We start from the raw sequence: 23,477 nt of genomic DNA on the forward strand, positions 1-23,477 counted from the left end.
GCACCCCCATGAAGCAATTGGTCGCCGTTCCGTGACCGACAAGTTCTGTAATAAAAACGCCATTGCGCTGGGGATTAAATCCAGGACGGGCTATTTTGGTGCACCTCAATAACTAGAGTAGCCATGGATGAAATACCAACCCTTCAGCCGTACCTTGATTGCCACTGCGCTGGTGTTGACGGTCAGCGGTGTGCACGCCGCGTCCCAAGCCCCGGTGGCCGGTGAAAATGGCATGGTGGTGACCGCCCAGCATTTGGCCACTCATGTCGGCGTGGATGTGCTCAAGGCTGGCGGCAATGCGGTAGATGCCGCTGTTGCGGTGGGCTACGCACTGGCGGTGGTGTACCCGGCGGCAGGTAACCTGGGCGGTGGCGGCTTCATGACCGTGCAACTGGCCGATGGGCGCAAGACCTTCCTCGACTTCCGCGAGAAAGCCCCGTTGGCGGCCACTGCCAACATGTACCTCGATAAAGACGGCAACGTCATCGAGGGCCTCAGTGCCAAGGGTCACTTGGCCGTCGGCGTGCCCGGCACCGTGTCCGGCATGGAATTGGCCCTGAGCAAATACGGCACGCTCAAGCGCGCCCAAGTGATTGCCCCGGCGATCAAACTGGCGGAAAACGGCTTTGCGCTGGAGCAGGGTGATATCGACCTGCTGCACACTGCCACTGGCGAGTTTGAAAAAGACAAGGACATGCGCGGCATCTTCCTGCACAACGGCCAGCCGATGCAGGTAGGTCAGAAGCTGGTGCAGAAAGACCTGGCCAAGACCCTCAAGGAAATCTCGGCCAAAGGCAGCGACGGTTTCTATAAAGGCTGGGTTGCCAAGGCGCTGGTGGACTCCAGCCAAGCTGGCAAAGGCATCATCACCCAGGCCGACCTGGACAAGTACAAGACCCGTGAACTGGCGCCTATCGAGTGCGACTACCGTGGCTACCACGTGGTCTCGGCTCCGCCTCCGAGCTCCGGCGGCGTGGTGATCTGCCAGATCATGAACATCCTCGAAGGCTATCCAATGGCTGACCTGGGCTATCACTCCGCCCAAGGCCTGCATTACCAGATCGAAGCCATGCGCCACGCCTACGTGGACCGCAACAGCTACCTGGGCGACCCGGATTTTGTGAAGAACCCGATTGCCCACCTGCTGGACAAGGACTACGCCGCCAAGCTGCGCGCCGCCATCGAGCCGCAAAAGGCCGGTGATTCGCAGGCGATTAAGCCGGGTGTGTCGCCGCATGAAGGCAACAACACCACGCACTATTCCATCGTCGACAAGTGGGGCAACGCGGTGTCGGTGACCTACACCCTCAACGACTGGTTCGGTGCGGGCGTGATGGCGAGCAAGACCGGCGTGATCCTCAATGACGAAATGGACGACTTTACCGTCAAGGTCGGCGTGCCGAACATGTATGGCCTGGTCCAGGGTGAGGCCAACGCCATCGCACCGGGCAAGGCGCCGCTGTCGTCGATGAGCCCGACCATCGTGACCAAGGACGGCAAGGCTGTGATGGTGGTGGGTACGCCAGGGGGCAGCCGCATCATTACCGCAACCTTGCTGACCATCCTCAATGTCATCGACTACAAGATGAACATCCAGGAAGCGGTGGACGCGCCGCGTTTCCACCAGCAATGGATGCCGGACACCACCAACCTTGAAACCTTCGCGGTGAGCCCGGACACCCAGAAGATCCTTGAAAGCTGGGGCCACAAGTTTGCCGGCCCGCAGGACGCCAACCACCTGGCGGCAATCCTGGTGGGCGCACCGTCCCTGGATGGCAAGCCCGTGGGTAACAACCGCTTCTATGGCGCGAATGACCCGCGTCGTAACACAGGCTTGTCCCTGGGTTACTGAGGCGTGAGGTGGTGATGCAGGTGGGCCAGGGACAGCGCCAGGCTGTCATGGGATAACTGGGTGGCGGCGCCCTCGGCGCTGCCCTGGGCTGCCGGCATCACCCGTTCGAACATGTGGTTTTCATAAGCCTGTACTGCTTGCGAGCAGTCAGGCGTCTTGAGCAGGTGTTGCGCCAATTCGGCGGCATCGAGCATCGCGGCATTCACACCCTCGCCACCAAACGGCGACATCAGGTGAGCGGCATCGCCGATCAACGTCAACCCTGGCCTGTGCGCCCAGCGATGGCCGACCGGTAGGGCGTGGATATGCCTGCACTCCAGTTGCGCATTGGCGGCGTCAAACAACGCCAGTATGTCCGGGTGCCAGCCTTCGAAATGAGTTTTCAGTGACGCGGCGCAGGACAGGTCGATGTGGCTTGCCGCCCAATCGGTCGGCACACGGAAGACCGCATAGCCACGCAGGTGGGCATTGGCATTGCGCTGCACAATGATTGATCGGGCCTCGCCGTCGATATCGAGCTTGCCCCGGCCGACCAGGCGGGCGATAGGTGGGTGCAGATTGTCGACCTCATCAATGCCGAACTCGATGAAGGTCAGCCCGCTGTATTGCGGTTGATAGTGCGACAGCAGCGGGCGCACCTTGGACCAGGCGCCGTCGGAACCGACCACCAGGTCGAAGGGGCCGTGAGTCAGGGCGCCTTGGTGCAGTGTCCAACGCCCGTCGCCCACCGGGTCTACGGCGTCGATGCCGGCGCCCCAGTTCACACAGCCCAGCGGTAGTGAGTCGAGCAGGGCCTGGCGCAGTGCGGTGCGGTCGACTTCGGGGCGCTCACCGGCCTCGGGGTTGGGGGCCTCGTATAGCAAGTGACCGTGGTGATTCATCAGCCGCGAGCCCTGGTCTTCGTAGCGGGCAATGCGTTTGAACGCGTCTTCCAGGCCGGCACGCCGCAGGGAGAGTTGGCCGGATTCGGCGTGTAAATCCAGCGTGCCACCCTGTGGACGCTCAAAAGGACCGCTTTCGCGCTCAAACACGCTGACCGTCATGCCATGGCGATGAAGGATTCGCGCCAAGGTCAAGCCGCCGGGGCCGGCGCCAACGATGGCGATACGCAACGAGGTATTCATGCAGATTGTCCTTGGCGATGTTTATAGGATCCTATACATTTAGTTCATAGGATCCTATGGAAAGTCAACGCCCATGAATACTCAATCTCCCGCACCCAACCCGATGCAGCAAATCGGCCTGGCCAACCGCGGTTTTATCCGTCTGTACGAGGGCCGCCTGAAAGCCTTGGGCTTTGCGGTTGCGCAGATTCCGGTGTTGGTGGCGCTCAAGTACAGCGAGGGTTTGCCTCAGGCTGAGTTGGTGCGCATTGCCCGTGTCGAGCAATCGAGCATGGCGCAGTTACTCGGGCGCATGGAGCGTGACGGCATGATCCAGCGCGTCGCCGACCCGGCGGACAGACGCAGCCGCTTGATCACCCTGACCGATGCGGTGCGTGAGCGCATGCCCCAGGCTCACGCGGTCATGGTGCAGGGGGCGGCGCAGGCGTTGGAGGGATTCAGCGAAGAGGAGCAGGCGACCCTGCTGGCGTTGCTGCTACGGGTGAATGCCAATCTGGAGCGTGTCGGCGAGTAGCTGCTCGACTGCTGCAAACGCGACAGCCCGGCGTTGTGCCCAATTGCCGCGAATGACCAGGGCAGGTTGTTGATGCTGTTGCATCCAGTCCAGGCTGGCCTGGAAAAACGCTTGGCGATCGGTGAGTTCTGGCTGGCAGCGCTGGCCATCGGCAGTCCATTCCACATCGTCGGGTGACAACAGCAGGTGCAGGTCGTAGTGACGTGCTAGCAGTTCGCTGTCCAGCCACGCGGGGTAGTCGCCGAACAGGGTCTGGCTCCACAGCTTGTTGGTCAGCAGGTGGGTGTCGAGGATCAGCAGGTTGGGCTGCTCGGCGCGAGCGGCGTCTTCCCAGGCGAGTTGGCCACTGGCGATGTCCGGGATGTCGGCCAGGCAGGTGTCGCGTTGATGGTGGTCGATGAAGTAGCGCACGTATTCGCCCACCATCAACCCACCAAAGTGCTGATGCAACTCAGCCGCCAACCAGCTTTTGCCACTGGACTCAGGGCCTGCCAGCACCACCACCTTCATGGCTGCAACGCCGGGTCGGCGCGCCATTCACGCCAGCCTTGCACGGCGATCACGGTGAACAGCGCGTAGAGCGCGGCGGTGAGGTAGAGGCCTTTGTAGACGAACAGCCCGACGAAGATCACATCCACGGCAATCCACAGCGGCCAGCATTGCACGCGTTTTTGCGCCATCCACATTTGTGCCACCAGGCTGAAGCCGGTGAGGGCTGCGTCGAGCCACGGTTGGGCTGCGTCGGTCCAGTGCGCCATGGCCGCGCCGAGCAACAAGCTGCCGACGGCGCCCACTGCCAGGCTGGTCATGATCGCAGGCCAGCCCAGGCTCGTGACCTGGCGGCCTTGTTTGACCTCGCCCGCGCGGGTCCATTGCCACCAGCCATACACTTGCAACGCGGCGTAGACCACCTGCAACAGCATGTCCGAATAGAGCTTCACGTCATAAAACACCCAGGTGTACAGCAACACCATCACCAGGCCGATGGGCCAGCACCAGGGGTTTTGCTTGACCGTCAGCCAGACAGCGATCACCCCCAGGGCAGCGGCGAACAGTTCAAGCCCGGACATGGCGGTTCCTTGGGAGCGTGGGAGAGGGCGGGGATTGTAACCAAAGAAGTTGATCGTTCCCACGCCCCGCGTGGGAATGATCAGTGTGCTAGACCTTGAACTGGCGCAGCAGGCCGTCGAGTTGTTCACTTAAACCGCGCAGATGGGCGCTGGCCACACTGGACTGCTCGGCCGCCAACGCGGTGCTGTGGGACAAACCGGCGGCTTGGGTGACGTTCTGGTTGATGTCTTCCACCACATGCGCCTGTTGCAACGTGGCGCTGGCAATCGACGCGTTCAGGCCATTGAGGTTGCGCAGTGCCTGGCCGATAGCGGTAAGGCTGGCCCCGGCCTGGCCCGCTTGTTCGATGGTCAGTTGCGAGGCGCTGTGGCTGTCGCTGATCACCTTGACCGCCGCTTCCGAGTGACCTTGCAGCCGCTCGATCATCGCCTGGATCTCGGCAGTGGATTTTTGCGTGCGTTGGGCCAGCAACCGCACTTCATCGGCCACCACCGCAAACCCCCGGCCTTGCTCACCGGCGCGGGCAGCTTCAATCGCTGCGTTGAGCGCCAGCAGGTTGGTCTGGTCGGCAATAGAGCGGATCACTTCCAGTACGCCGCCAATCTGCGTGCTTTCGCTGGAGAGGGTGCGGATCACCTCCACGGCCTGGCTGATGGTGGTGGAGAGCTGGTCGATCTGCTGCAAGCTGCCGTCGATATTCACCTGGCCTTGTTGCGCCTGGGCCTGGGCATCACGCATTTCGCTGGCCGCGTGTTCGGCGTTCTTGGCCACGTCCTGCACGCCGTAGGTGACTTCGTTGATGGCAGTGGCCACCAGTTCCATCTGTTGCGACTGCTGCTGGCTACGGTCATGGGCCTGAGTGGCGTTGTTGCCCAGCTCCAGGGAGGATTGGCCCAGTGCGTTGGCGCACGCCTGCAACTGGCTGACCACTTGGCGCAGCTTGGCGGTGAAACTGTTGAAGTGGTGGGAGAGCTGGGTGATTTCATCCCGGCCGTGGGTGTCGAGGCTGCGGGTCAGGTCGCTTTCGCCACTGGCGATGTTGCCCATCGCGCTCACCGCCGCCTGCAGCGGACGCACGATGCTGCGGGCGATCAGCGCCACCAGCAACGCCATGATTGCGGCGATACCCAGGCCCATCAAGGACGCATTCCAGACTTGCCCCCTGAACTCGGCCTGCACGTCATCCACGTACACGCCGGAACCGATGATCCAGCCCCAGGGTTCGAACAATTGGATATACGAGGTCTTGGCTACCGGGGCGTCTGCGCCTGGCTTGGGCCAGCGGTAATTGACGACGCCCGCGCCCTTGGCCTTGGCCAGCAGCACGAATTCGTTGAACACCGCAAACCCATCCGGGTCGCGGATGGCCGAAAGGTTCTGGCCGTCCAGCTTGGGGTTGGCTGGATGCATGATCATCACGGGGGTGAGGTCGTTGATCCAGAAGTAGTCGTCATGGTCGTAGCGCAACCCACGCACCGCGCTCAGGGCTTGTTTCTGCGCCGCCTCGCGGGTCATGACGCCGCTGGTTTCGAGGCCGTGATAAAACGTCAGGATCCCGCTGGCGGTCTGCACCACGTGTTGGGTCTGTTGGCGCTTGGCCTGGTAAAGGTCGCCGTGAATCTGCTTGAGCATCAGCAAACCCAGGGCCAGCAGCATCAGAACGGCGACTATCAGGATCAGCCAGAGACGGCGGCTGATCGACATACTGCGCAAACTGTTCATCGTCCTGTCACTCCATGCTTTTTATAATTGTGGGCGCTGCATCGACTTTTTCCGCGTGTCTGATAGGCTTTCGGCCTGAAATCGGGAAACCTGAGTACTGTCTGATTTCTCACGGAATTTTCCGTACCGGCGTTGAGTTCCAACACCGGGTCTTGTCGTCAGTGAACCACTAAAAAAGATTATCGAGGCATGCCATTGAGCATGACCTTTGGGGGAAGCATGGATTTTTGGACCGCCATACAGGCTTTGATTCTTGGCGTGGTGGAGGGGCTCACCGAGTTCCTGCCGATCTCCAGCACCGGCCACCAGATCATCGTTGCCGACTTGATCGGGTTCGGCGGCGAGCGCTTCGAGGCGTTTAACATCATTATCCAACTGGGGGCGATTCTCGCGGTGGTCTGGGAGTTTCGTCGCAAGATCCTGGACGTGGTCATCGGCTTGCCGACCCAGCGCAATGCCCAGCGCTTCACGGTTAACCTGATTATCGCGGTGTTGCCGGCAGTGGTGCTGGGGGTGATTTTCGCCGACCTGATCAAGCATTACCTGTTCAATCCGATCACTGTGGCTGCGGCGCTGGTGGTGGGCGGCATCATCATGCTGTGGGCCGAGCGTCGCCAGCACCGGACGCACGCTGAAACGGTCGACGAGATCACCTGGAAAGATGCAATCAAGATCGGCTTTGCCCAGTGCCTTGCGATGATTCCGGGCACTTCGCGTTCCGGCGCAACGATCATCGGCGGCCTGCTGTTTGGCCTGTCGCGCAAGACCGCCACCGAGTTCTCGTTCTTCCTGGCCATGCCAACCATGGTCGGTGCGGCGGTGTATTCGGGCTACAAGTACCGCCACCTGTTCCAGCCGGATGACCTGCCGGTGTTTGCCATCGGTTTTGTCACCTCGTTCATCTTCGCGATGATCGCAGTCAAGGCCTTGCTCAAGTTCATCGCCAGCCACAGCTATGCGGCGTTTGCCTGGTACCGGATCGCGTTCGGCTTGGTGATCCTCGCCACCTGGCAGTTTGGCTGGATCGACTGGACTGCGGTCAAGCCATGAGCATCCAGTACCCACGCTTGAAAGCGGCGATCTTTGTGCTGCTGTGCGCTGCGCCGCTGACGGGGTCGGTACTGGTGTGGCTGCGCGGTGAGACCATCATTCCGTTGGCGGCCTATGGGGTGGTCAGCCTGATAGCGTTCTTCCTGTATTGGAGCGACAAGCGCAAGGCGCAGACTGACCGCTGGCGCACCCCGGAAAACATCCTGCACGCCGTGGAGTTGGCCGGCGGTTGGCCGGGGGCGTTGATTGCCCAGCAGGTGTTCCGGCACAAGACGCGCAAGGTGTCTTACCAGGTGCTGTTCTGGGTGATTGTGCTGTTGCATGAGGTGTTCTGGCTCGACCAGTTATTCCTCGGCGGCACGCTGTTGTCAGTCCTCTAGCAATAAACCTATCTGCGTGCGCTTGGGCAGTTTGCTCACCACCAACTGGTGGGAGCGCTGCAGTAGGCCACGCAACTCCTCGGCGCCCAGCGGGTAGGGCGTGTCCATGATGATCCACTGTGCGCGTGCCAAGTAGGGCGCCGGGTGGATGCCTGGGCGGTCCACGTGGCCCAGGAACAGCTCCTTGTCGACCTTGAACGCCAGCGAATCGCCGCGCAGGCCCTGCAGGGCGAACATCTTGTTGCCGGCAATCGAGAACACACGTACGCCGCCCCACTTATAGTCTTCGCGTGCGCCGGGCAGGCTCAGGCAGAAACGGGCGACTTGGTCTTCGGTCATTTTCATAGCAAACGGTCTCCGCAGCCTTTGAAGCCTTCTTCCAGGTAGTCGATCCAGGCACGAATGGCCGGCAGAACGCCGCGCCGATGCGGGTACACCGCTTGCAACCAGCCGCCCGGCAGCGACCATTCCGGCAGCAGTTGCACCAGTTGGCCCCTGGCCAATTCTTCTTCGCAATACATCATCGGCAGTACGGTAAAGCCCAGGCCCATGATCGCGCTGGCCTTGCGTACGATGAAATCGTCGATGCCCAGGCGGGCCTCCATCACCAGTTCATGGGGGTTGCCCTGCGGGTCGAGAATGCGTTGGTGCACCATGCGGTCGGCCTCCAATGCACCGAGCACCGGTAACTGCCGCAGGTCATCGAGGGTGTCGATCTGCTTGTCGTGCATAAAGATGGGGCTGGCCACCAGCACCGTTTGGGCACGGCGCAGGCGCTTGGTCACCAGCAGCGGGTCCTCATCCCCCAGCTCGCGTACGCGCAGGGCCACGTCAATGCCTTCGGCTACCAGGTCGACACGGCGGTTGACCAAGGTCATCTCCAGTTGCACCTGGGGATGGGCGGCGAGAAACCCCGCCACCAACTCCGGCAGGATGTGCTGGGCCATGCCCACCGGACAGCTGACCCGCAGTCGCCCACGGGGCTCGCTGGACATGCTGGCTACGGCCTCATCGGCCATTTCCGCTTCCAGCAACATCGCCTGGCAATGGCGCAGGTAACGCTCGCCGACGGCGGTGAGGGTGAGTTGGCGGGTGGTGCGTTGCAACAAGCGTGCGCCGAGGCGTTCTTCCAACTCGGCAATGCGCCGCGAGAGACGCGATTTGGGAATCCCCAGCAGTCGCCCGGCTGCCGCGAAGCCGCCGGCTTCGACGACTTTGGCGAAATAGTAGAGGTCGTTGAGGTCTTGCATGGTCAACCTATTGTCCTGTCAGTGGGACAAACTATCGCATTTAAGCCGCCTTATCGGCTATTGGTTTCATGCGTAGGATTGGCTCATCTGATCGCCACTGACGATCCTACTCGGAGAACTCAAATGAAACTGTTGCATATCGATTCCAGCATCCTCGGCGACAACTCGGCTTCCCGTCAGCTCAGCGCGGGCGTAGTGAAGGCTTGGCAAGCAGCTGAGCCGGGTGTGCAAGTGATCTACCGCGACGTGGCCGCCGAAGGCATCAACCACTTTTCCGGCGCGACCCTGGGCGCCCTGGGGACTCCGGCTGAACAGCGCAGCGCTGCGCAGCAGCAAGAAGCCGAGCTGAGTGCCAAGACCCTGGCCGAATTCCTCGCTGCCGACGCCGTGGTTATCGCTGCGCCGATGTACAACTTCACCATTCCAACCCAATTGAAAGCCTGGATCGACCGCATCGCGGTTGCCGGCCAAACCTTCCGCTACACCGAAGCTGGCCCGGAAGGCCTGTGCGGCAACAAGAAAGTCATCATCGTGTCGACGTCGGGCGGCCTGCACGCCGGCCAAGCCACCGGTGTGGCCCATGAAGACTACTTGAAAGTGCTGCTGGGCTTCCTTGGCATCACCGATATCGAATTTGTGCGTGCCCACGGCCTCGCATACGGCGATGAGTTCCGCACCAAGTCCCTGAGCGACGCCAACGTACTCATCAACGAACAACTGTTCGCGGCCGCGTAAAGCTTATGTAAAACAGCGCTTGTCCCCGTTTCATTCTGAAACAGGGCGTCTAAACTCTGTATTCTGGTCGCCTCAAAACGACCGGACTACGGAGTTTTTTCGTTTGCCCGCTGTCACTACTTTGGCCCAGGTTATGCACGCATGGGTTTACCACCCGGTGCGAGTACCTTGAACCATGGACTTTTCAACCAGACATGCCGCAGATGTTGAACGTGGGCACGCTACAAAGGTGGACATCCTCATGATGCGTCTTTGTGCAGTTATGGTTCTTTCCCTCTTGGGCGGCCTGGTTTCAGTGCACGCCGCGCCGGCACCGCACCCGCATTGGAGTGTGGGCTTCCATCGCATGACGTTTCTCGATCCGCTGGACCTGCAGCCGATGAAAGCCATTGCGTTTTACCCGTCTACCGACGATGAGCACACCACGCAGTTGGGCGCTTATCATGTCGCCGCCTCCGAAGACTCCAAAATCGCCATCGGACGTTTCCCGATGCTGATGCTGTCCCACGGCAACACCGGCACGCCGCTGGCGTTGCATGACCTGGCCACCTCGCTTGCACGCAAAGGCTTTGTGGTGGTGGCGGTGCTGCACCCCGGTGACAACTACAAAGACCACAGTCGCCTGGGTACGGTGAGCAACCTGTATGGGCGGCCGATCCAGATTTCCGAAGCCATCACCGCCACGTTGGGCGATTCGATGTTGTCGCCGTTCGTTAACGTCGACCAAGTGGGGGTGATCGGTTATTCCGCCGGCGGCGAAACCGCATTGATTCTGGCCGGCGCCAAACCCGACTTCGACCGCCTGCGCCGCTACTGCCAAGAGCGCCCGGAAGACCGCGACGCCTGCACCACCAAGGGCGAACTGGTGGTGGACCGCGATGACCTGCAGCCTCAAGCCGATCCCCGTATTCACGCCTTGATGTTGATGGCGCCGCTGAGCCTGATGTTTGGCCGTCATACCCTGGCCGACGTGCACGTGCCCGTGCTGCTCTACAGCGGCGACGGCGACAAGTTGGTGGCGGTGGACAAGAACGCCGCCGCGCTGGCGCGCAAACTGCCGGAACCGCCGAACTTCAAGCTACTGGCCGGGGCAGGGCACTTTGTATTTATGGCTCCGTGCGACAGCGATCAATTGGCCGCCATGCCGGCGATTTGCACCGATGCCGATGGTGTTGACCGCGAAGGCATTCACCGGGACTTGATTTCCGAGGCGGGGCGTTTTTTCAGCCACACCCTCGGACAATCGACCCGCGCCGGTATGCAGACCGCTGATCAATAAGCGCGGCGCATGAGCGCGACGGTCACGGCCAGGGCGGTGACCGACAGCAGCGCCGCGCAAAAGAAGATCCAGCCGTAGCCGAGGTTCAGCGCCACGGCCCCCATCAACGGCCCGGCAATTGCCAGGGCCAGGTCAAAAAACACGGCGTACGCACTCAGCCCGGCACCACGGCTGCTGTTGGGCACCTGCTTGATGGCCTCTACACCCAGCGCCGGGTATACCAACGACAAGCCGAAACCGGTCAGCCCAGCACCAATCAATGCAACGCCAGTTGAGGGTGCCATCCATAGCAGGGTCAGGCCGAGGGTTTCGATGATCATGCAGGCAATCGCGGCGCGGAACCCACCGAAGCGGCTGATGGCCGAGATGAACACCAGGCGTGACACGATAAAACACACGCCGAACACCGTCAGGCAGTACGCCGCACCGGCCCAGCCACGGTTGAGGTAATACAGGGTAATAAAAGTAGTGAGGGTGCCGTAGCCAATCGACGCCAGGCACAAGCTGGCACCAAACGGCGCGATGCGCCCGAACACGGCCCAGAACGGCAGGCGCTCACCGCGTACCACCGGCACCGACGGTTTGTTGCGGATCAACACCAACCCCAGCGCCGACAACACCGAGAGCGCGATGCCCAGGCTGGTGTAGCCGTATTGCGCGACCATCACCACGCCCAGCGGCGCGCCAACGGCGATGGCCCCATAGGAGGCAATGCCGTTCCAGGAAATCGAGCGCGCGGTATGCTCGGCACCCACCTGGCCCATGCACCAACTAATGGTGCCCACGCCGATCAGGCCTTGCGCCACACCCAGCAACAGTCGAGCGGCGATCAGAATGCCCAGGCTGAGTGTGGGCATGCTCTCCACCAGCGTCGCGAAAAACGTCAGCACACCGCTTACCAGAATCCCCGCCAACCCCAGCACAATCGCACGCTTGGTACCGACGTTGTCCGACATCCTCCCGGCCATCGGCCGGCTAAGCAGGGTGGCGAGGTACTGCGAGCCAATGGTAATCCCGGCGACGACAGCGCTGAACCCCAGTTGCTCGTGCACATAGCCAGGGATCACTGCGATCGGCAGCCCGATGCAGATGAACGCGATGAAGGTATAAAAGACGATGGAGACGATCTGAAGGGTGATCGACAGGGAACTGGGGGCGGCGGCAGGCATGGTCACTCGTTCGCGGGCGGGCGGTGACGGCATCATGGCAAGGGTCTGGAGGAAAAGAAAGCTGGCTAACGACTTGTAGTGAGCGGGCTTGTCCCGCGCTGGGCTGCGAAGCGGCCCCAAAAAAAACACCGCAGTCTGCCTGGCAGAACGCGGTGTTTGGTTTTAGGGCTGCGTCGCAGCCCAGCGCGGGGCAAGCCCGCTCACTACAACAAGCCCTGTCAGCAGGGTAAGCAGGGTTAAAACACCACGCCTTGGCTACGCAGGTAATCGTCATAGGTGCCGCTGAAGTCGATCACGCCGGTGGCGCTCAACTCGATGATGCGGGTGGCCAGGGACGATACGAACTCACGGTCGTGGCTGACGAAGATCAGCGTGCCCGGGTAGTTCTCCAGCGCCAGGTTCAGCGCTTCGATGGATTCCATGTCCAAGTGGTTGGTCGGTTCGTCCATGATCAGCACGTTCGGCTTTTGCAGGATCAGCTTGCCGAACAGCATGCGGCCTTGCTCACCACCGGAAATCACCTTCACCGATTTCTGGATCTCGTCGTTGGAGAACAGCATGCGGCCCAGCGTGCCACGGATCATTTGCTCGCCTTGGGTCCATTGGCCCATCCAGTCGAACAGCGTGACGTCGTCTTCGAAGTCATGCGCGTGGTCCTGGGCGTAGTAGCCCAGTTCGGCGGCGTCGGTCCACTTGATGCTACCGGCGTCCGGGGTCAGTTCGTTGACCAGGGTGCGCAGCAGGGTGGTTTTGCCGATACCGTTCGGGCCGATGATCGCTACGCGCTCGCCGGCTTCAACCTGGAAGCTGAAGTCTTTGAACAACGGCTTGCCGTCAAAGCCCTTGGCCATGCGCTCGACGATGACCGCCTGACGGTGCAGCTTCTTGTTTTGCTCGAAACGGATGAACGGGCTCACACGGCTCGAAGGCTTGACCTCGGCCAACTGGATCTTGTCGATCGCCTTGGCACGGGAAGTGGCCTGCTTGGCTTTCGAGGCGTTGGCCGAGAAGCGGCTGACGAAGGATTGCAGCTCGGAGATCTGCGCCTTCTTCTTGGCGTTGTCCGACAGCAGTTGCTCGCGGGACTGGGTCGCCACGGTCATGTACTCGTCGTAGTTGCCCGGGAACAGGCGCAGCTCGCCGTAGTCCAGGTCAGCCATGTGGGTGCACACGCTGTTCAGGAAGTGACGGTCGTGAGAGATGATGATCATCAGGCTGGAGCGCTGAGTCAGGATGTTTTCCAGCCAGCGGATGGTGTTGATGTCCAAGTGGTTGGTCGGTTCGTCGAGCAACAGCACTTCAGGATCGGAGAACAATGCCTGCGCCAGCAATACACGCAGCTTCCAGCCGGGGGACACTTCGCTCATCGGGCCGAAGTGTTGTTCCAGGGGAATACCAAGGCCCAGCAGCAGTTCACCGGCACGGGATTCGGCGGTGTAGCCGTCCATTTCGGCGAACTCGGTTTCCAGCTCGGCCACGGCCATGCCGTCTTCTTCGCTCATTTCCGGCAGCGAGTAGATGCGGTCGCGCTCGGCCTTGACCTTCCACAGCTCTTCGTGACCCATGATCACGGTGTCGAGCACGGTGAATTCTTCGTAGGCGAACTGGTCCTGGCGCAGTTTACCCAGGCGCACATTCGGCTCCAGCATGACCTGTCCGCCGGACGGATCGAGGTCGCCACCGAGGATTTTCATGAAGGTCGACTTGCCGCAACCGTTGGCACCGATCAAACCATAACGGTTGCCAGCGCCGAACTTGACCGAGACGTTCTCGAAGAGCGGCTTGGCGCCGAACTGCATGGTGATGTTAGCTGTGGAGATCAATTACTTTACCTATCAATGGGTTGCGAGCGTGGCGGCAGGAGCCTTCAGGCATGCATCAACAGCGACATCAAGGCGCGAAACCCGGTCGCTGAGCAGAAAATTGGGGATGTGTGTTGGAATTTGGCGCGCATTGTCGCATATGTCAGGCGACAGTTGTATGGCGAAACCGACGAGGCCGCTGCTTAGCGTCGCCTGGGTTCAAAAAGCCGTCACTATCGCCTGGGCAAGCTGTTGGTCGGACATCAGGGGCGGGCGGTAGGTCGCGCGGTAATACCGTGCGGCTTGCTCGAACTGCGCACCACGGATCTCGCCCTCCGAGCCGATAAATGCCAGCGCGTCGCTCTTGGAGGATTTGAACAGCTCTGGAATGTAGGACGTTGCCGCCGTTGTGCCGCCAATGATCACGGTGGGGATGATCGAGGTGATCATCAGCGCGGCCTGGAAGGGGTTGTTGTTTTCTGCCGCGACGGCCGGGTTGCCAGACGACACCATGAGGGCGGCCGTCAGTATCTTCCATGACTTCATTTAATGCGTCCTTGCTTTCGAGTGGCGCGCATTGTCGTCTATTTCAAGCCACGGCTGCATGCTGTGCGTGCGTTGGTTTGGCCAATGTCTCCGGCATCGCCAGCCACAACAGCGCCAGCGCAGCAGCCGCGACGGCCGCCAGGGTCAGGAACGCCGCGTTGTAACCGGCCTGTTGCACCACAAAACCGGCGAGGCTTGTGCTCAACGCCGCGCCTAGGCCAAACACGGTGGACAGGGCGCCCAGGCTGACATTGAAGCGGCCGGTGCCTTGGGTCAGGTCCTTGACGATCACTGGGAACAACGCACCGAAGATGCCCGCGCCGATGCCGTCGAGCATCTGCACGGCCACCAGCCAGTAAGGGTCATCGGACAAGGTATAGAGCACGCCCCGCAGCGGCAGGATCATGAATCCCGCGAGCAGCAACGGCTTGCGCCCCCAGAGGTCAGCCTTGATTCCGACCAGCCAGGCCATCGGCACCATCACCAATTGCGCGGCGACGATACACGCCGAGGTCAGTGGCGTGGCCATCTGCAGGTTGATCTGCGACAGCTTCTGGCTGACCAGCGGCAGCATCGCGGCATTGGCCAGGTGGAACAGCGCGCAGCAAATGGCGAACAACAGGAGCGGGCGGTTTGCCAGCAGCACACTGATGCCCGAGGGCTGCGCATGATCGGTGGCATGGGCAGGGTCGAAGCCGCGGGCCACTTCATGGTCGATCGCTTGTGCCGACACGCAACCGACCGCCACCACGCTGGCCAGTGCCATGAACGCCATGAGGTAGAACACCACGACGGGGCCGAACAGGTACGCCAGGCCGCCGGCTAGGAGGGCGGCCACGGCATTGCCCGCGTGATTGAAGGTTTCGTTGCGCCCGGTACGCCGGGTGAACGCACGCGGGCCGGTGATCCCCAGGGAGATCGCGGAAATCGCTGGGGCGAACACCGAGGCAGCCACTGCACTGGCTGCCTGGGTCAATGCAACCAGCGTGAAGGACCTGACAAAGGGCAGCATCAGGCAGCTGCCGGTCACGAGGAGGGCGGCAATCGCGATGACCGCGCGCTTGCTGCGGGTGCGATCGATCAGGGCGCCCGCCGGGCCTTGGGTGATCAGCGCAGCAATGCCCGCCAGGGTCATGACCACGCCGATACTGGCCGGGTCCCATTTGTGCACGGCCAATAGGTAGATCGCCAGGTATGGGCCGAGACCGTCGCGTACATCCGCCAGGAAGAAATTCAAGCTGTCCAGGGACAGGGTATTGCGCAGGTCAGTGTGTTTAGCCATAGCGAGGACTACGCAAGGGGCGTTCACCGGCTGAACACTCATTGCGTTAATGACCTACCGGTCAGGCGTTAAGTTTCGCCCGCATCTTGGGGTTTTAATCGGCGAGCACTTGGCTTATTTTCTCAACCTCGCTGTAACGACTTTCTGGAGACGCAATGGACATGCCCTCAGCTCAACAGGCGATTGCCTGCAACAAGGACGCGTGGGATCAATCGGCCAGCCTGCACAAAACCACTGATACCTGGGCCGCCTTGCTTAAGTCGGTGAGCAACCCCGGTTTTTCCTGCCTGGACCCAACGATCACCGGGTTGTTGCAAGACCTTGGCGTGGCGGGAAAGGACGTGGTGCAACTGTGCTGCAATAACGGCCGCGAAAGCCTGTCGTTGTATGGGCTTGGCGCGCGCTCGGTGGTGGGGGTTGACCAGTCCCGCGCCTTCCTCGAGCAGGCGCGTGAGCTGGCCGATGTGTCCCCGCATGATCCCGAATTCATCGAAAGCGATATCCACCATCTGCCCGCGCAGTTGCACGAACGGTTTGATATCGCCTTGGTAACCATCGGTGTGCTCGGCTGGATGCCGGATGTGGCGCTGTTCATGCGCCATGTCGCCAGCACCTTGAAGCCGGGCGGCAGCCTGGTGATGTATGAAACCCATCCCTTCCTTGAGGTGTTCGACCCCAGGGCCGCCGAGCCCCTGTTGCCGGCCAGCTCGTACTTCCAGCGCGAGCCGTTTGTGCTGCAGGAGTCGATTGTCTATGAAGGCCTGGGCGAGGAGGCGGGGCCGACGTCCTATTGGTTCGTCCACACCTTGGGCGACGTGATCAGTGCAGCCATCTGCGCCGATTTGCAGATTACGCACCTGCAGGAATATGCCCACTCCAACCGTGAAGAACTCTACGACCAGTATGAGCACCAGCCCGCACAACTGCCGCTGTGTTTCACTCTGATGGCTACCAAACGCCCCGGCTAAGCTCATTTTCACAGGCAAAAAAAAGCCCGCGATAAGAGGCGGGCTAAGGGATTCACTGGAGTAGGTAGGCTTCACCCTATAGACCTGAAAGTGAAGGCTTTGTGAAAATGCGGTCGTAAGCTTGAATGGTTCTGCAATCAAGCTCGGCGTACGAAAGTGCGCATGGTTTGACCTGGGCCAGTACTGAATGTAATGGGCCTGGGCATACTTTCATCCGCTGCGATAAACACAAATTCATCGCCTTCAAGGCGATAGCTCGCGGGCAACTGCTTACCTGCGTCGTCTCCTATGGAGTCCACCCAGGTAATGCTCTTGGGAACAGTGGTGCTGTCTAGAAAAAACCGTCCAGCCAGTAATACATCGCCATCGACGGTTTTCACTTCGAAACGGTCGTCGGTAATCGTGGTAATTGCCCCCGGAGCGCTGTGGGCATCGACGGGATTGAGCACGCCACTGTCTTCAAGTGAGGTTTGCTCCCACGCACCTTGAAGGGCTTGGAAATCCGGGTCTGAAATGGATGGCATACAAATTCCTTTTTGCTGAAGGGCTAATCGCTGCTTTAAGGGGATAAGGCGGGACGCTTTATCACCATGCGCGTAATTATGTGTAGGAATATTCCTGTTTTTTAGTTTTACCTAATATTTTCCCTTATAAGACAGGCAATTAGCGTTACTTTGCCTGGCCGCTGGGTAACGTCTCGTAACGGATCGTCTATGCTCCGGGTGCCTGCCAGTAACGGCACCTGTGAAACTGAAATAAAACCGCTTGCAGCTTGGCAGGCGTGTCAGTCAATTGGGTGGTCCCTTTGCCGGCAGAGGGCCACGTATGTCGTGAGCCCGGACGTTGCCCCCTGTTTATTCGGTTGTTATCCAGGTCTGAGTTTTTGGGCACTGCATTTCAACTCATCAGGGTGTATGAATTTTGAACAACACTCCTCAGCTTCACCCTCATTTAGCCTCGGACGAGATCGATCTTTTTGAGCTGTTTCAGGCGCTCTGGAAGCGCAAGGCATGGGTCATCGGCTGCGCGATGCTGACAGGCCTGCTGGGAGCAGGCTACGCATTTCTTGCTCCCCAGGTTTACCAAGTCAGCAGTGTGTTGCGGCCTGCCGCGATCAACGAACTGGACGCACTCAACCGGTCTGAAGTCTACATGCTGCCGCCAGCCGATGCGTTGGCCAAGGTTGGCGCGCAACTGGATTCCTATGAATCCAAGCTGGGCTTTTTCAGGGCCAACCCCGTGCTGTTCGAAGCGTTTCAGCGGCCCGGGCAAAACCTGGAGCAGAGCTTTGAGGCGTTTAACCGTGATGCGATCACGCTGGTCCTGCCTGACCCAAAGAAGTCCGAATCCTTCAACAGTTTTCTTCGCCTGGAAATGCAGTACCCGAAGGGGATTGACGGTGCGGCGATCCTTAATGGGTTTGTCGACTACGCCATTGCGCAGGAGCGCGGTCAGGTGGGCGCCGACCTGAAGGTCATCGTGAATAACCGCCTCAACGAACTCAAGGGCAAGATCGATGCTGCTCGCGCTAACTATGAAACAGCCAAGGAGTCGAAAATCGCCAGGTTGCTGGAGGCTGACAACGTCAAGCGTGCCCGGCTGCAGGATGAACTCACGGCCTTGCGTTTGCAGATGAAGATGGAGCGCGCCAGTCGCCTGGCAGAGTTGGCGGAAGCGATCGAGATTGCCAAGTCCATTGGCATCAAAAACCCCACCACGCCCTCTGCGATGGGCGGTGAGGCATCGCGTAGCTCAAGCCAGGTGATGCGTACTGTCGTAACGAACCAGGCGATCCCCTTGTACTTCATGGGCAGTGAGGTACTGGAGGCGGAGAGGGCCGCGCTAAAACAGCGTACCAACGACGACTTCACCAATAGTCGTGTCGCCGAGATCGGCAAGGAGTTGCGCATGCTCGATATCAATCGTGAGGTGGAGGTCCTCAACAATCGTAAGAATGAAGATATGTTCCTGCAGGATGTTGAACCGTTGTGGGCCGAAGTGTCGCGGTTACGTGGCCTCAATATCGACATGACCGACTTGAAACTGGTGACAGTCGACCGGCAGGCGCAGGAACCCATGGGCCCGATAAAACCCAAGAAGGCCTTGATCATTGCATTAAGCACGGTGGCTGGGTTGATGCTTGGGACATTGGTGGCGCTGCTTCTGCATTTCGTTCAGGTGCGCCGTGAAACGGGACCATTTTCGTTGGCCGGCGATCGCCGTTTACCGCGCCCGTAGGACGGGTTAAGCGTACTGCGGGCTCGCCGCAAGTCGAGCCCGCTGATACACATTCAGTGGACAGCTTTTCACAATTCTTAGTTAACTTTTGGTTACAAACTGTGGCTAAATAACTGGCAATGGCCTCGCGCCGGCTGGTCATTCAGTCGGTTTGGCCGAGTGTGTGAATTGTGATTTCAGGTGCTGCATCTTCAATCCCCGGCCGTTGTGGGCACGTGGGAGCAGCCTGTTCTCTACTGACTTGTGACCAAATCTCTTGAAACTCATCATTGTTGTTCTCTACGTTGCCTCCATTGCGTATGTTCACCTGCGTGGCCGGGTGCGGCATAAGCTGGGCCGCCAGCTCAGTGACCATTCAACCTTCCTGGCACCGATCAACTGCTTTCTCTATCTGTTCTCCAAGCTACCCAGCCGACCGTATCTGTCGCCTAGCGATTTTCCCGACCTGAGCCCGTTGCAGGAACATTGGGAAGAAATTCGCCAGGAAGGCCAGAACCTGATGCGCGCGGGTGAGATCAAGCGCTCTGACCAATACAACGACGTGGGTTTCAACTCGTTCTTCAAGTCGGGTTGGAAGCGTTTCTACCTGAAGTGGTACGGCGACAGTCATCCCTCGGCAATGAAACTCTGCCCACGCACGACTGAGCTGGTGCAAAGCATCGGTTCAATCAAGGCTGCAATGTTTGCCGAGTTGCCGCCAGGCTCCAAGCTGGTGCGTCACCGAGACCCGTATGCCGGCTCCTATCGCTACCATCTAGGCTTGGACACGCCGAACGACCCTAGCTGCTACATCAATGTGGATGGCGAAAATTACTACTGGCGTGACGGCGAGCCGGTGATGTTTGACGAGACTTACATTCACTACGCTGAAAACACCACGCAACAAAACCGCATCATCCTGTTCTGCGATATCGAGCGACCGATGAAGTACCGCTGGGCGGCCGCGTTCAATCGCTGGTTCAGCCGCAACGTGATGGCGGCTGCGGGCTCTCCCAACGATGCCGGTGACAAGACCGGTGCACTGAACCGCGCCTTTACTCGCCTGTACAAGATCCGTCTGCGGGGTAAAGAGCTGAAAAAACGCAACCGCACGCGTTATTACCTGGAAAAATGGGCGATCTTTGCTGGCTTGGCGCTGATCTTCATTTATATCTGAACCCGGGGCGGGGGCCGTTCATTCCGGTGGACGAGCCCCTAGTTTGTCCCACATCTTCTTGCTGATCTTTTGCCGGTGGGCGTAGCCTGCCCACGGATCGGCTTTCAAACCCTGCAAGCGTTCAAGCACGTTGGCGAGTGTCCATTGCTGGGCTGTGCGCAGTGCCGTCAATTCTTCCCGGCTGACCGGTACAGACACCGGTAGGCCCGGCCTGGCCCGCAAAGAATAAGCCGTCACTGTACTTGCGCCCCGGGCATTGCGTAGGTAGTCGATAAAGATTTTGCCCACTCGGTTTTTCGGCCCGGACGTGGCGGTAAAGCGTTCGGGCAGTTGCTTGGCCATGAACTGCGCTATGGCCTTGGAAAACGCCTTGACGGTCTCCCAGCCATCCCGTCGCGCCAGCGGTACCATAAGATGCAAACCCTTGCCGCCGCTCGTCTTGACGAATACCTCTAGCCCCAACTCATCGAGTACCGACAAGGTCAGTTGTGCAGCCTCGAGCATGGTTTTCCAGGGCAACGCAGGGTCTGGATCAAGGTCGAGTACAAAGTGGTCTGGGGTTTCGATCTTGTCCGTCGTGGCGCCCCAGGTGTGCAGCTCGACGGTGCCCATCTGCACGACACCCTGCAGCGCCTGCGCGCTGTCGATCTCCATCAACCGTGCGTGCCCCGGGTCCAGGCCTGCAGCCAGTTGCTTGATATGGGGAATTGCAAGGCGTTCAGCATGTTTCTGGAAAAACTGCTCGCCATCGATGCCTTCAGGGGCGCGCAGCAATGACACCGGCCGATGGCGCAGAAACGGCAGGATCCATTCGCTGATGTCGCTGTAGTACTGCGCCACGTGCTGTTTTTGAGCACCGCTTTGTGAGTCGATAACGCGGTCGGCGTGCGTAATGCTTATCGCAGGTTTAGACGGCTGCTCATGAACAACCTGTGCGAACGGTTTGTCGCTGCGCAGCCCGATAAACGTGGCGTGGCGCACCATGCCCTCACGCGTCCACTCGGCAAATTGCACTTCACCGACCAATTTGGGCGCTACCCAGCACACGCCCCGCGCCTGTGCACGGGTCAGTGGTTTAGCCAGTGGGGAGGTTTTACGGTCGAGTGCCGTGAGTTGCGCGTGGACAGTGTCCAGTGAGGCCTGATCAAACCCCGTACCCACCCGTCCGGCATAGGCCAGTCCGGACGCGCCATTCACCGCCAGCAGCAGCGCCCCGAAGCCACTGCGTGAGCCTTGAGGGCGGGTATAACCGACGATGACGAATTCCTGACGCTGTCGGCATTTGAGCTTGATCCAATCGGGACTGCGTGTGGACACATACGGGCTGCCCAAGCGTTTACCGACGACGCCTTCCAGGTTAAGCGCGCAGGCGCTTTCAATGATGTCGCGAGGGGGGGCAGTGAAGGCTTCGGAGAAGCGCAGCAGGCTGTTTTTGCTCGGGGCCAATGCTGACTTGAGTTTCTCACGCCGGGCTTCAATGGGCGCTTGGCGCTGATCCAGCCCATTCAAGAAGGGCGCATCAAACAGGTAATACACAATGTCCAGGCTGTGCCCACTTTCAAAGGCATTCTGCAGCGCTTGAAAATCCGGTAAGCCGTCGCCATTGAGGCTGACCATTTCACCGTCGAGCCAGCTGTCCTTGAGCTTGAGGGCACGCACCGCCTTGGCTTGACGCGGCAGCCGTTCGGTCCAGTCGTGGCCATTACGTGTAAACAACCGCACTTCGCCGGCCTGAATGCGTGCGAGCATGCGGTAACCGTCGAATTTGATTTCGTACTGCCAGTCGCCGTCCGGCGCGTGATCGACCAACGTGGCCAGTTGCGGCTTCAAGTGTTCTGGAAATGCCTGCTTAGGGTTAACGCGCGTCTTGGTCGCTCCAACGCCAGCCCCGCTGAGCACGCTGTTGGGCTGGGCCTGGACGATATCGTACTCAGCGCTCGGGCGAGCCTGTGCGTCGTGCTCCTTGATCAACAACCATTGCTCTTTGTCGCCGCTGCCTTTCAGGCGTGTGCGCACGAGCGCCCAGTCCCCCGACAGCTTCTCGCCGATCAGGCTGAATTTGAGTTTGCCCGCGGCATAGGCCTGGTGGGGATCGCCATGGGGTTGCCAGACACCACGGTCCCACACGATGACATCTCCAGCGCCATATTGGCCGGCAGCGATATTGCCTTCAAAACCGCCGTAGCTCAGCGGGTGGTCTTCGACGTGTACGGCCAGGCGTTTCTGGCCAGGGTCAAGGCTCGGCCCCTTGGGGACCGCCCAGCTTTTGAGCACTCCGTCGAGCTCTAATCGGAAGTCATAGTGCAGGTTGCGCGCATCATGCTTCTGAATCACGAAGGACAGTGCAGTGGCCTTGCGTTTGCCGCTGGGCGCAGTGCCGGAGGGTTCGGCGGTGATATCGAAATCGCGCTTGCGGTTGTATTCGCTGAGGGGCTTGGCCATGGGTCAGGAGGCCTTGGTAGTCTTTTTCGCGGCGGCCTTTTTGACAGGCTTGCCGGCAAGGCTGCGCTTGAGCAGTTCCGTCAGGTCGATCACGTCGGCTGACTTGCGTTCTTCGCTGCCTTTAACGGTTTCCACGTCCTTGATCTTGCCGGCCTTGGCCTTCTTCGCCACCAGCGCCATGATTTTTTCCTGAAAGCTGTCGCGGTAATCGCCGGGTTGCCAGTCAGCGCTCATGTCGTCTACCAAGCGTTTGGCCATGTCCAGCTCGGCCTTTGCCAGGCTGGGTTTGGTCACGTCGCTGGGCAACTCCAACGTGTCCAGGCTGCGCACCTCGGCCGGCCAGCGCAGCATTACCAGCACCAGTGCCGATTCCAGCGGCATCAGTGCGGCCAAGTGTTGTTTGGTGTGCAACACGACATTAGCGAGGGCAACCTTACGGGTCTTCTTAAGGGTTTCCCTTAGCAGTGCGTACACCTTGCCACCGCGTTTATCCGGGGCCAGGAAGTAGGGCGTATCGATGTTCTGCAACGGAATCTGATCGCTGGCGACAAACGCGATGATTTCAATGGTCTGAGTCGACTTGGGGTGGGCCGAGCGAATCTCCTCCTCGCTGAGCAGCACATAGCGGCCTTTCTCATAGGCGACACCCTTGACGATGTTGTCCTTGCTGACTTCCTTGCCGGTGGCCTTGTTGATGCGCTTATAGCCCACCGGATCCATGCTGCGCTTGTCCAGCCAGTCAAAATCCACGCCCTGGGCGGACGTAGCGGACACCAGCGACACTGGGATATGCACCAAGCCGAAACTGATCGCACCTTTCCATATTGCCCGTGGCATGCCTGAGTTCCTTGAGAAGACGGTGGTCTTCTGGTGACTCGCCGCAGGCTGTAAAAGTTT

At 60.1% G+C, this 23,477-nt stretch carries 22 protein-coding genes; 9 read left to right on the forward strand and 13 right to left on the reverse strand.

What is annotated here, in order from left to right; genetic code table 11:
* Window positions 1–127 precede the first annotated feature (127 nt).
* The gene (gene ggt, locus HF257_RS30215; protein WP_185709907.1) at window positions 128–1,852 is read left to right on the forward strand and encodes a gamma-glutamyltransferase; all 1,725 of its coding nucleotides are present in this window, start codon (window positions 128–130) and stop codon (window positions 1,850–1,852) included.
* Here ggt and HF257_RS30220 read toward each other — a convergent pair.
* A complete protein-coding gene (locus HF257_RS30220) occupies window positions 1,846–2,976 on the reverse strand; it encodes an FAD-dependent oxidoreductase (RefSeq protein ID WP_185709906.1) in 1,131 nt (376 codons plus the stop codon). The two genes, ggt and HF257_RS30220, sit on opposite strands and share 7 nt — an antisense overlap.
* 73 nt (window positions 2,977–3,049) lie before the next feature.
* Here HF257_RS30220 and HF257_RS30225 point away from each other — a divergent pair, with 73 nt between their 5' ends.
* The gene (locus HF257_RS30225; protein ID WP_185709905.1) at window positions 3,050–3,490 is read left to right on the forward strand and encodes a MarR family winged helix-turn-helix transcriptional regulator; all 441 of its coding nucleotides are present in this window, start codon (window positions 3,050–3,052) and stop codon (window positions 3,488–3,490) included.
* Here the strand turns inward: HF257_RS30225 and HF257_RS30230 are convergent.
* The 3 genes from HF257_RS30230 to HF257_RS30240 form a co-directional block, all read right to left on the reverse strand.
* Window positions 3,452–4,000 carry an AAA family ATPase gene (locus tag HF257_RS30230; RefSeq protein ID WP_185709945.1) on the reverse strand — a complete coding sequence of 183 codons (549 nt, stop codon included), beginning with the start codon at window positions 3,998–4,000 and terminating at the stop codon, window positions 3,452–3,454. The genes HF257_RS30225 and HF257_RS30230 overlap by 39 nt on opposite strands.
* The gene (gene pnuC / locus HF257_RS30235; RefSeq protein WP_185709904.1) at window positions 3,997–4,560 is read right to left on the reverse strand and encodes a nicotinamide riboside transporter PnuC; all 564 of its coding nucleotides are present in this window, start codon (window positions 4,558–4,560) and stop codon (window positions 3,997–3,999) included. Before pnuC ends, HF257_RS30230 begins: the two co-directional genes overlap by 4 nt.
* Window positions 4,561–4,648: 88 nt before the next feature.
* Window positions 4,649–6,283, reverse strand: a complete 1,635-nt coding sequence (locus HF257_RS30240; RefSeq protein ID WP_185709903.1) for a methyl-accepting chemotaxis protein — start codon at window positions 6,281–6,283, stop codon at window positions 4,649–4,651.
* 219 nt (window positions 6,284–6,502) lie between these two features.
* Between HF257_RS30240 and HF257_RS30245 the strand changes: the two genes are divergently transcribed.
* Together HF257_RS30245 and HF257_RS30250 are read left to right on the forward strand one after the other, a co-directional pair.
* The gene (locus HF257_RS30245; protein WP_185709902.1) at window positions 6,503–7,333 is read left to right on the forward strand and encodes an undecaprenyl-diphosphate phosphatase; all 831 of its coding nucleotides are present in this window, start codon (window positions 6,503–6,505) and stop codon (window positions 7,331–7,333) included.
* Window positions 7,330–7,713 (forward strand): DUF1294 domain-containing protein, encoded by a 384-nt coding sequence (locus HF257_RS30250; protein WP_185709901.1) that lies wholly within the window; start codon window positions 7,330–7,332, stop codon window positions 7,711–7,713. Before HF257_RS30245 ends, HF257_RS30250 begins: the two co-directional genes overlap by 4 nt.
* On the opposite strand, the gene HF257_RS30255 is transcribed toward HF257_RS30250, so the two are convergent.
* Both HF257_RS30255 and HF257_RS30260 read right to left on the reverse strand, forming a co-directional pair.
* Window positions 7,702–8,058: an MmcQ/YjbR family DNA-binding protein gene (locus HF257_RS30255; RefSeq protein ID WP_185709900.1), complete on the reverse strand. Its 357-nt coding sequence runs from the start codon at window positions 8,056–8,058 to the stop codon at window positions 7,702–7,704. The two genes, HF257_RS30250 and HF257_RS30255, sit on opposite strands and share 12 nt — an antisense overlap.
* Window positions 8,055–8,963, reverse strand: a complete 909-nt coding sequence (locus HF257_RS30260; protein ID WP_185709944.1) for a LysR substrate-binding domain-containing protein — start codon at window positions 8,961–8,963, stop codon at window positions 8,055–8,057. Before HF257_RS30260 ends, HF257_RS30255 begins: the two co-directional genes overlap by 4 nt.
* 123 nt (window positions 8,964–9,086) lie before the next feature.
* Here HF257_RS30260 and HF257_RS30265 point away from each other — a divergent pair, with 123 nt between their 5' ends.
* Window positions 9,087–9,698: an FMN-dependent NADH-azoreductase gene (locus HF257_RS30265; protein ID WP_185709899.1), complete on the forward strand. Its 612-nt coding sequence runs from the start codon at window positions 9,087–9,089 to the stop codon at window positions 9,696–9,698.
* A 241-nt stretch (window positions 9,699–9,939) separates the two neighbouring features.
* A complete protein-coding gene (locus HF257_RS30270) occupies window positions 9,940–10,977 on the forward strand; it encodes an alpha/beta hydrolase family protein (RefSeq protein ID WP_185709898.1) in 1,038 nt (345 codons plus the stop codon).
* Here the strand turns inward: HF257_RS30270 and HF257_RS30275 are convergent.
* The 4 genes from HF257_RS30275 to HF257_RS30290 all read right to left on the reverse strand — a co-directional run bounded on the left by HF257_RS30275 (window position 10,971) and on the right by HF257_RS30290 (window position 15,776).
* Entirely contained in the window at window positions 10,971–12,146 is a 1,176-nt protein-coding gene (locus HF257_RS30275; protein WP_185709897.1) for an MFS transporter, read from the reverse strand. The genes HF257_RS30270 and HF257_RS30275 overlap by 7 nt on opposite strands.
* A 236-nt stretch (window positions 12,147–12,382) precedes the next feature.
* Window positions 12,383–13,969, reverse strand: a complete 1,587-nt coding sequence (locus HF257_RS30280) for an ABC-F family ATPase (protein ID WP_010210624.1) — start codon at window positions 13,967–13,969, stop codon at window positions 12,383–12,385.
* Window positions 13,970–14,167: 198 nt separating this feature from the next.
* On the reverse strand, window positions 14,168–14,494 hold the full coding sequence (locus tag HF257_RS30285; RefSeq protein WP_185709896.1) for a DUF2388 domain-containing protein: 327 nt from the start codon (window positions 14,492–14,494) through the stop codon (window positions 14,168–14,170).
* Between the two features lie 43 nt (window positions 14,495–14,537).
* Window positions 14,538–15,776 (reverse strand): MFS transporter, encoded by a 1,239-nt coding sequence (locus tag HF257_RS30290; RefSeq protein ID WP_185709895.1) that lies wholly within the window; start codon window positions 15,774–15,776, stop codon window positions 14,538–14,540.
* A gap of 155 nt (window positions 15,777–15,931) precedes the next feature.
* Between HF257_RS30290 and HF257_RS30295 the strand changes: the two genes are divergently transcribed.
* On the forward strand, window positions 15,932–16,744 hold the full coding sequence (locus HF257_RS30295) for a class I SAM-dependent methyltransferase (RefSeq protein WP_185709894.1): 813 nt from the start codon (window positions 15,932–15,934) through the stop codon (window positions 16,742–16,744).
* Window positions 16,745–16,881: 137 nt separating this feature from the next.
* Here HF257_RS30295 and HF257_RS30300 read toward each other — a convergent pair whose 3' ends face one another.
* On the reverse strand, window positions 16,882–17,268 hold the full coding sequence (locus HF257_RS30300) for a TIGR03067 domain-containing protein (RefSeq protein ID WP_185709893.1): 387 nt from the start codon (window positions 17,266–17,268) through the stop codon (window positions 16,882–16,884).
* Between the two features lie 397 nt (window positions 17,269–17,665).
* Between HF257_RS30300 and HF257_RS30305 the strand changes: the two genes are divergently transcribed.
* A complete protein-coding gene (locus tag HF257_RS30305) occupies window positions 17,666–18,982 on the forward strand; it encodes an LPS O-antigen chain length determinant protein WzzB (RefSeq protein WP_185709892.1) in 1,317 nt (438 codons plus the stop codon).
* A gap of 256 nt (window positions 18,983–19,238) precedes the next feature.
* On the forward strand, window positions 19,239–20,138 hold the full coding sequence (gene lpxO / locus HF257_RS30310) for a lipid A hydroxylase LpxO (protein WP_185709891.1): 900 nt from the start codon (window positions 19,239–19,241) through the stop codon (window positions 20,136–20,138).
* 18 nt (window positions 20,139–20,156) lie between these two features.
* Here lpxO and ligD read toward each other — a convergent pair whose 3' ends face one another.
* On the reverse strand, window positions 20,157–22,580 hold the full coding sequence (gene ligD, locus HF257_RS30315; protein ID WP_185709890.1) for a DNA ligase D: 2,424 nt from the start codon (window positions 22,578–22,580) through the stop codon (window positions 20,157–20,159).
* A gap of 3 nt (window positions 22,581–22,583) precedes the next feature.
* Window positions 22,584–23,417 carry a non-homologous end joining protein Ku gene (ku, locus tag HF257_RS30320; protein WP_185709889.1) on the reverse strand — a complete coding sequence of 278 codons (834 nt, stop codon included), beginning with the start codon at window positions 23,415–23,417 and terminating at the stop codon, window positions 22,584–22,586.
* Window positions 23,418–23,477 lie beyond the last annotated feature (60 nt).

This window comes from Pseudomonas cremoris, assembly GCF_014230465.1.

Bases quoted from the DNA above. Each gene is read 5' to 3' on its own strand.
- ggt (WP_185709907.1), top strand. From the start codon at position 128: ATGAAATACCAACCCTTCAGCCGTACCTTGATTGCCACTGCGCTGGTG.
- HF257_RS30220 (WP_185709906.1), bottom strand. From the start codon at position 2,976: ATGAATACCTCGTTGCGTATCGCCATCGTTGGCGCCGGCCCCGGCGGC.
- HF257_RS30225 (WP_185709905.1), top strand. From the start codon at position 3,050: ATGAATACTCAATCTCCCGCACCCAACCCGATGCAGCAAATCGGCCTG.
- HF257_RS30230 (WP_185709945.1), bottom strand. From the start codon at position 4,000: ATGAAGGTGGTGGTGCTGGCAGGCCCTGAGTCCAGTGGCAAAAGCTGG.
- pnuC (WP_185709904.1), bottom strand. From the start codon at position 4,560: ATGTCCGGGCTTGAACTGTTCGCCGCTGCCCTGGGGGTGATCGCTGTC.
- HF257_RS30240 (WP_185709903.1), bottom strand. From the start codon at position 6,283: ATGAACAGTTTGCGCAGTATGTCGATCAGCCGCCGTCTCTGGCTGATC.
- HF257_RS30245 (WP_185709902.1), top strand. From the start codon at position 6,503: ATGGATTTTTGGACCGCCATACAGGCTTTGATTCTTGGCGTGGTGGAG.
- HF257_RS30250 (WP_185709901.1), top strand. From the start codon at position 7,330: ATGAGCATCCAGTACCCACGCTTGAAAGCGGCGATCTTTGTGCTGCTG.
- HF257_RS30255 (WP_185709900.1), bottom strand. From the start codon at position 8,058: ATGAAAATGACCGAAGACCAAGTCGCCCGTTTCTGCCTGAGCCTGCCC.
- HF257_RS30260 (WP_185709944.1), bottom strand. From the start codon at position 8,963: ATGCAAGACCTCAACGACCTCTACTATTTCGCCAAAGTCGTCGAAGCC.
- HF257_RS30265 (WP_185709899.1), top strand. From the start codon at position 9,087: ATGAAACTGTTGCATATCGATTCCAGCATCCTCGGCGACAACTCGGCT.
- HF257_RS30270 (WP_185709898.1), top strand. From the start codon at position 9,940: ATGATGCGTCTTTGTGCAGTTATGGTTCTTTCCCTCTTGGGCGGCCTG.
- HF257_RS30275 (WP_185709897.1), bottom strand. From the start codon at position 12,146: ATGCCTGCCGCCGCCCCCAGTTCCCTGTCGATCACCCTTCAGATCGTC.
- HF257_RS30285 (WP_185709896.1), bottom strand. From the start codon at position 14,494: ATGAAGTCATGGAAGATACTGACGGCCGCCCTCATGGTGTCGTCTGGC.
- HF257_RS30290 (WP_185709895.1), bottom strand. From the start codon at position 15,776: ATGGCTAAACACACTGACCTGCGCAATACCCTGTCCCTGGACAGCTTG.
- HF257_RS30295 (WP_185709894.1), top strand. From the start codon at position 15,932: ATGGACATGCCCTCAGCTCAACAGGCGATTGCCTGCAACAAGGACGCG.
- HF257_RS30300 (WP_185709893.1), bottom strand. From the start codon at position 17,268: ATGCCATCCATTTCAGACCCGGATTTCCAAGCCCTTCAAGGTGCGTGG.
- ligD (WP_185709890.1), bottom strand. From the start codon at position 22,580: ATGGCCAAGCCCCTCAGCGAATACAACCGCAAGCGCGATTTCGATATC.
- ku (WP_185709889.1), bottom strand. From the start codon at position 23,417: ATGCCACGGGCAATATGGAAAGGTGCGATCAGTTTCGGCTTGGTGCAT.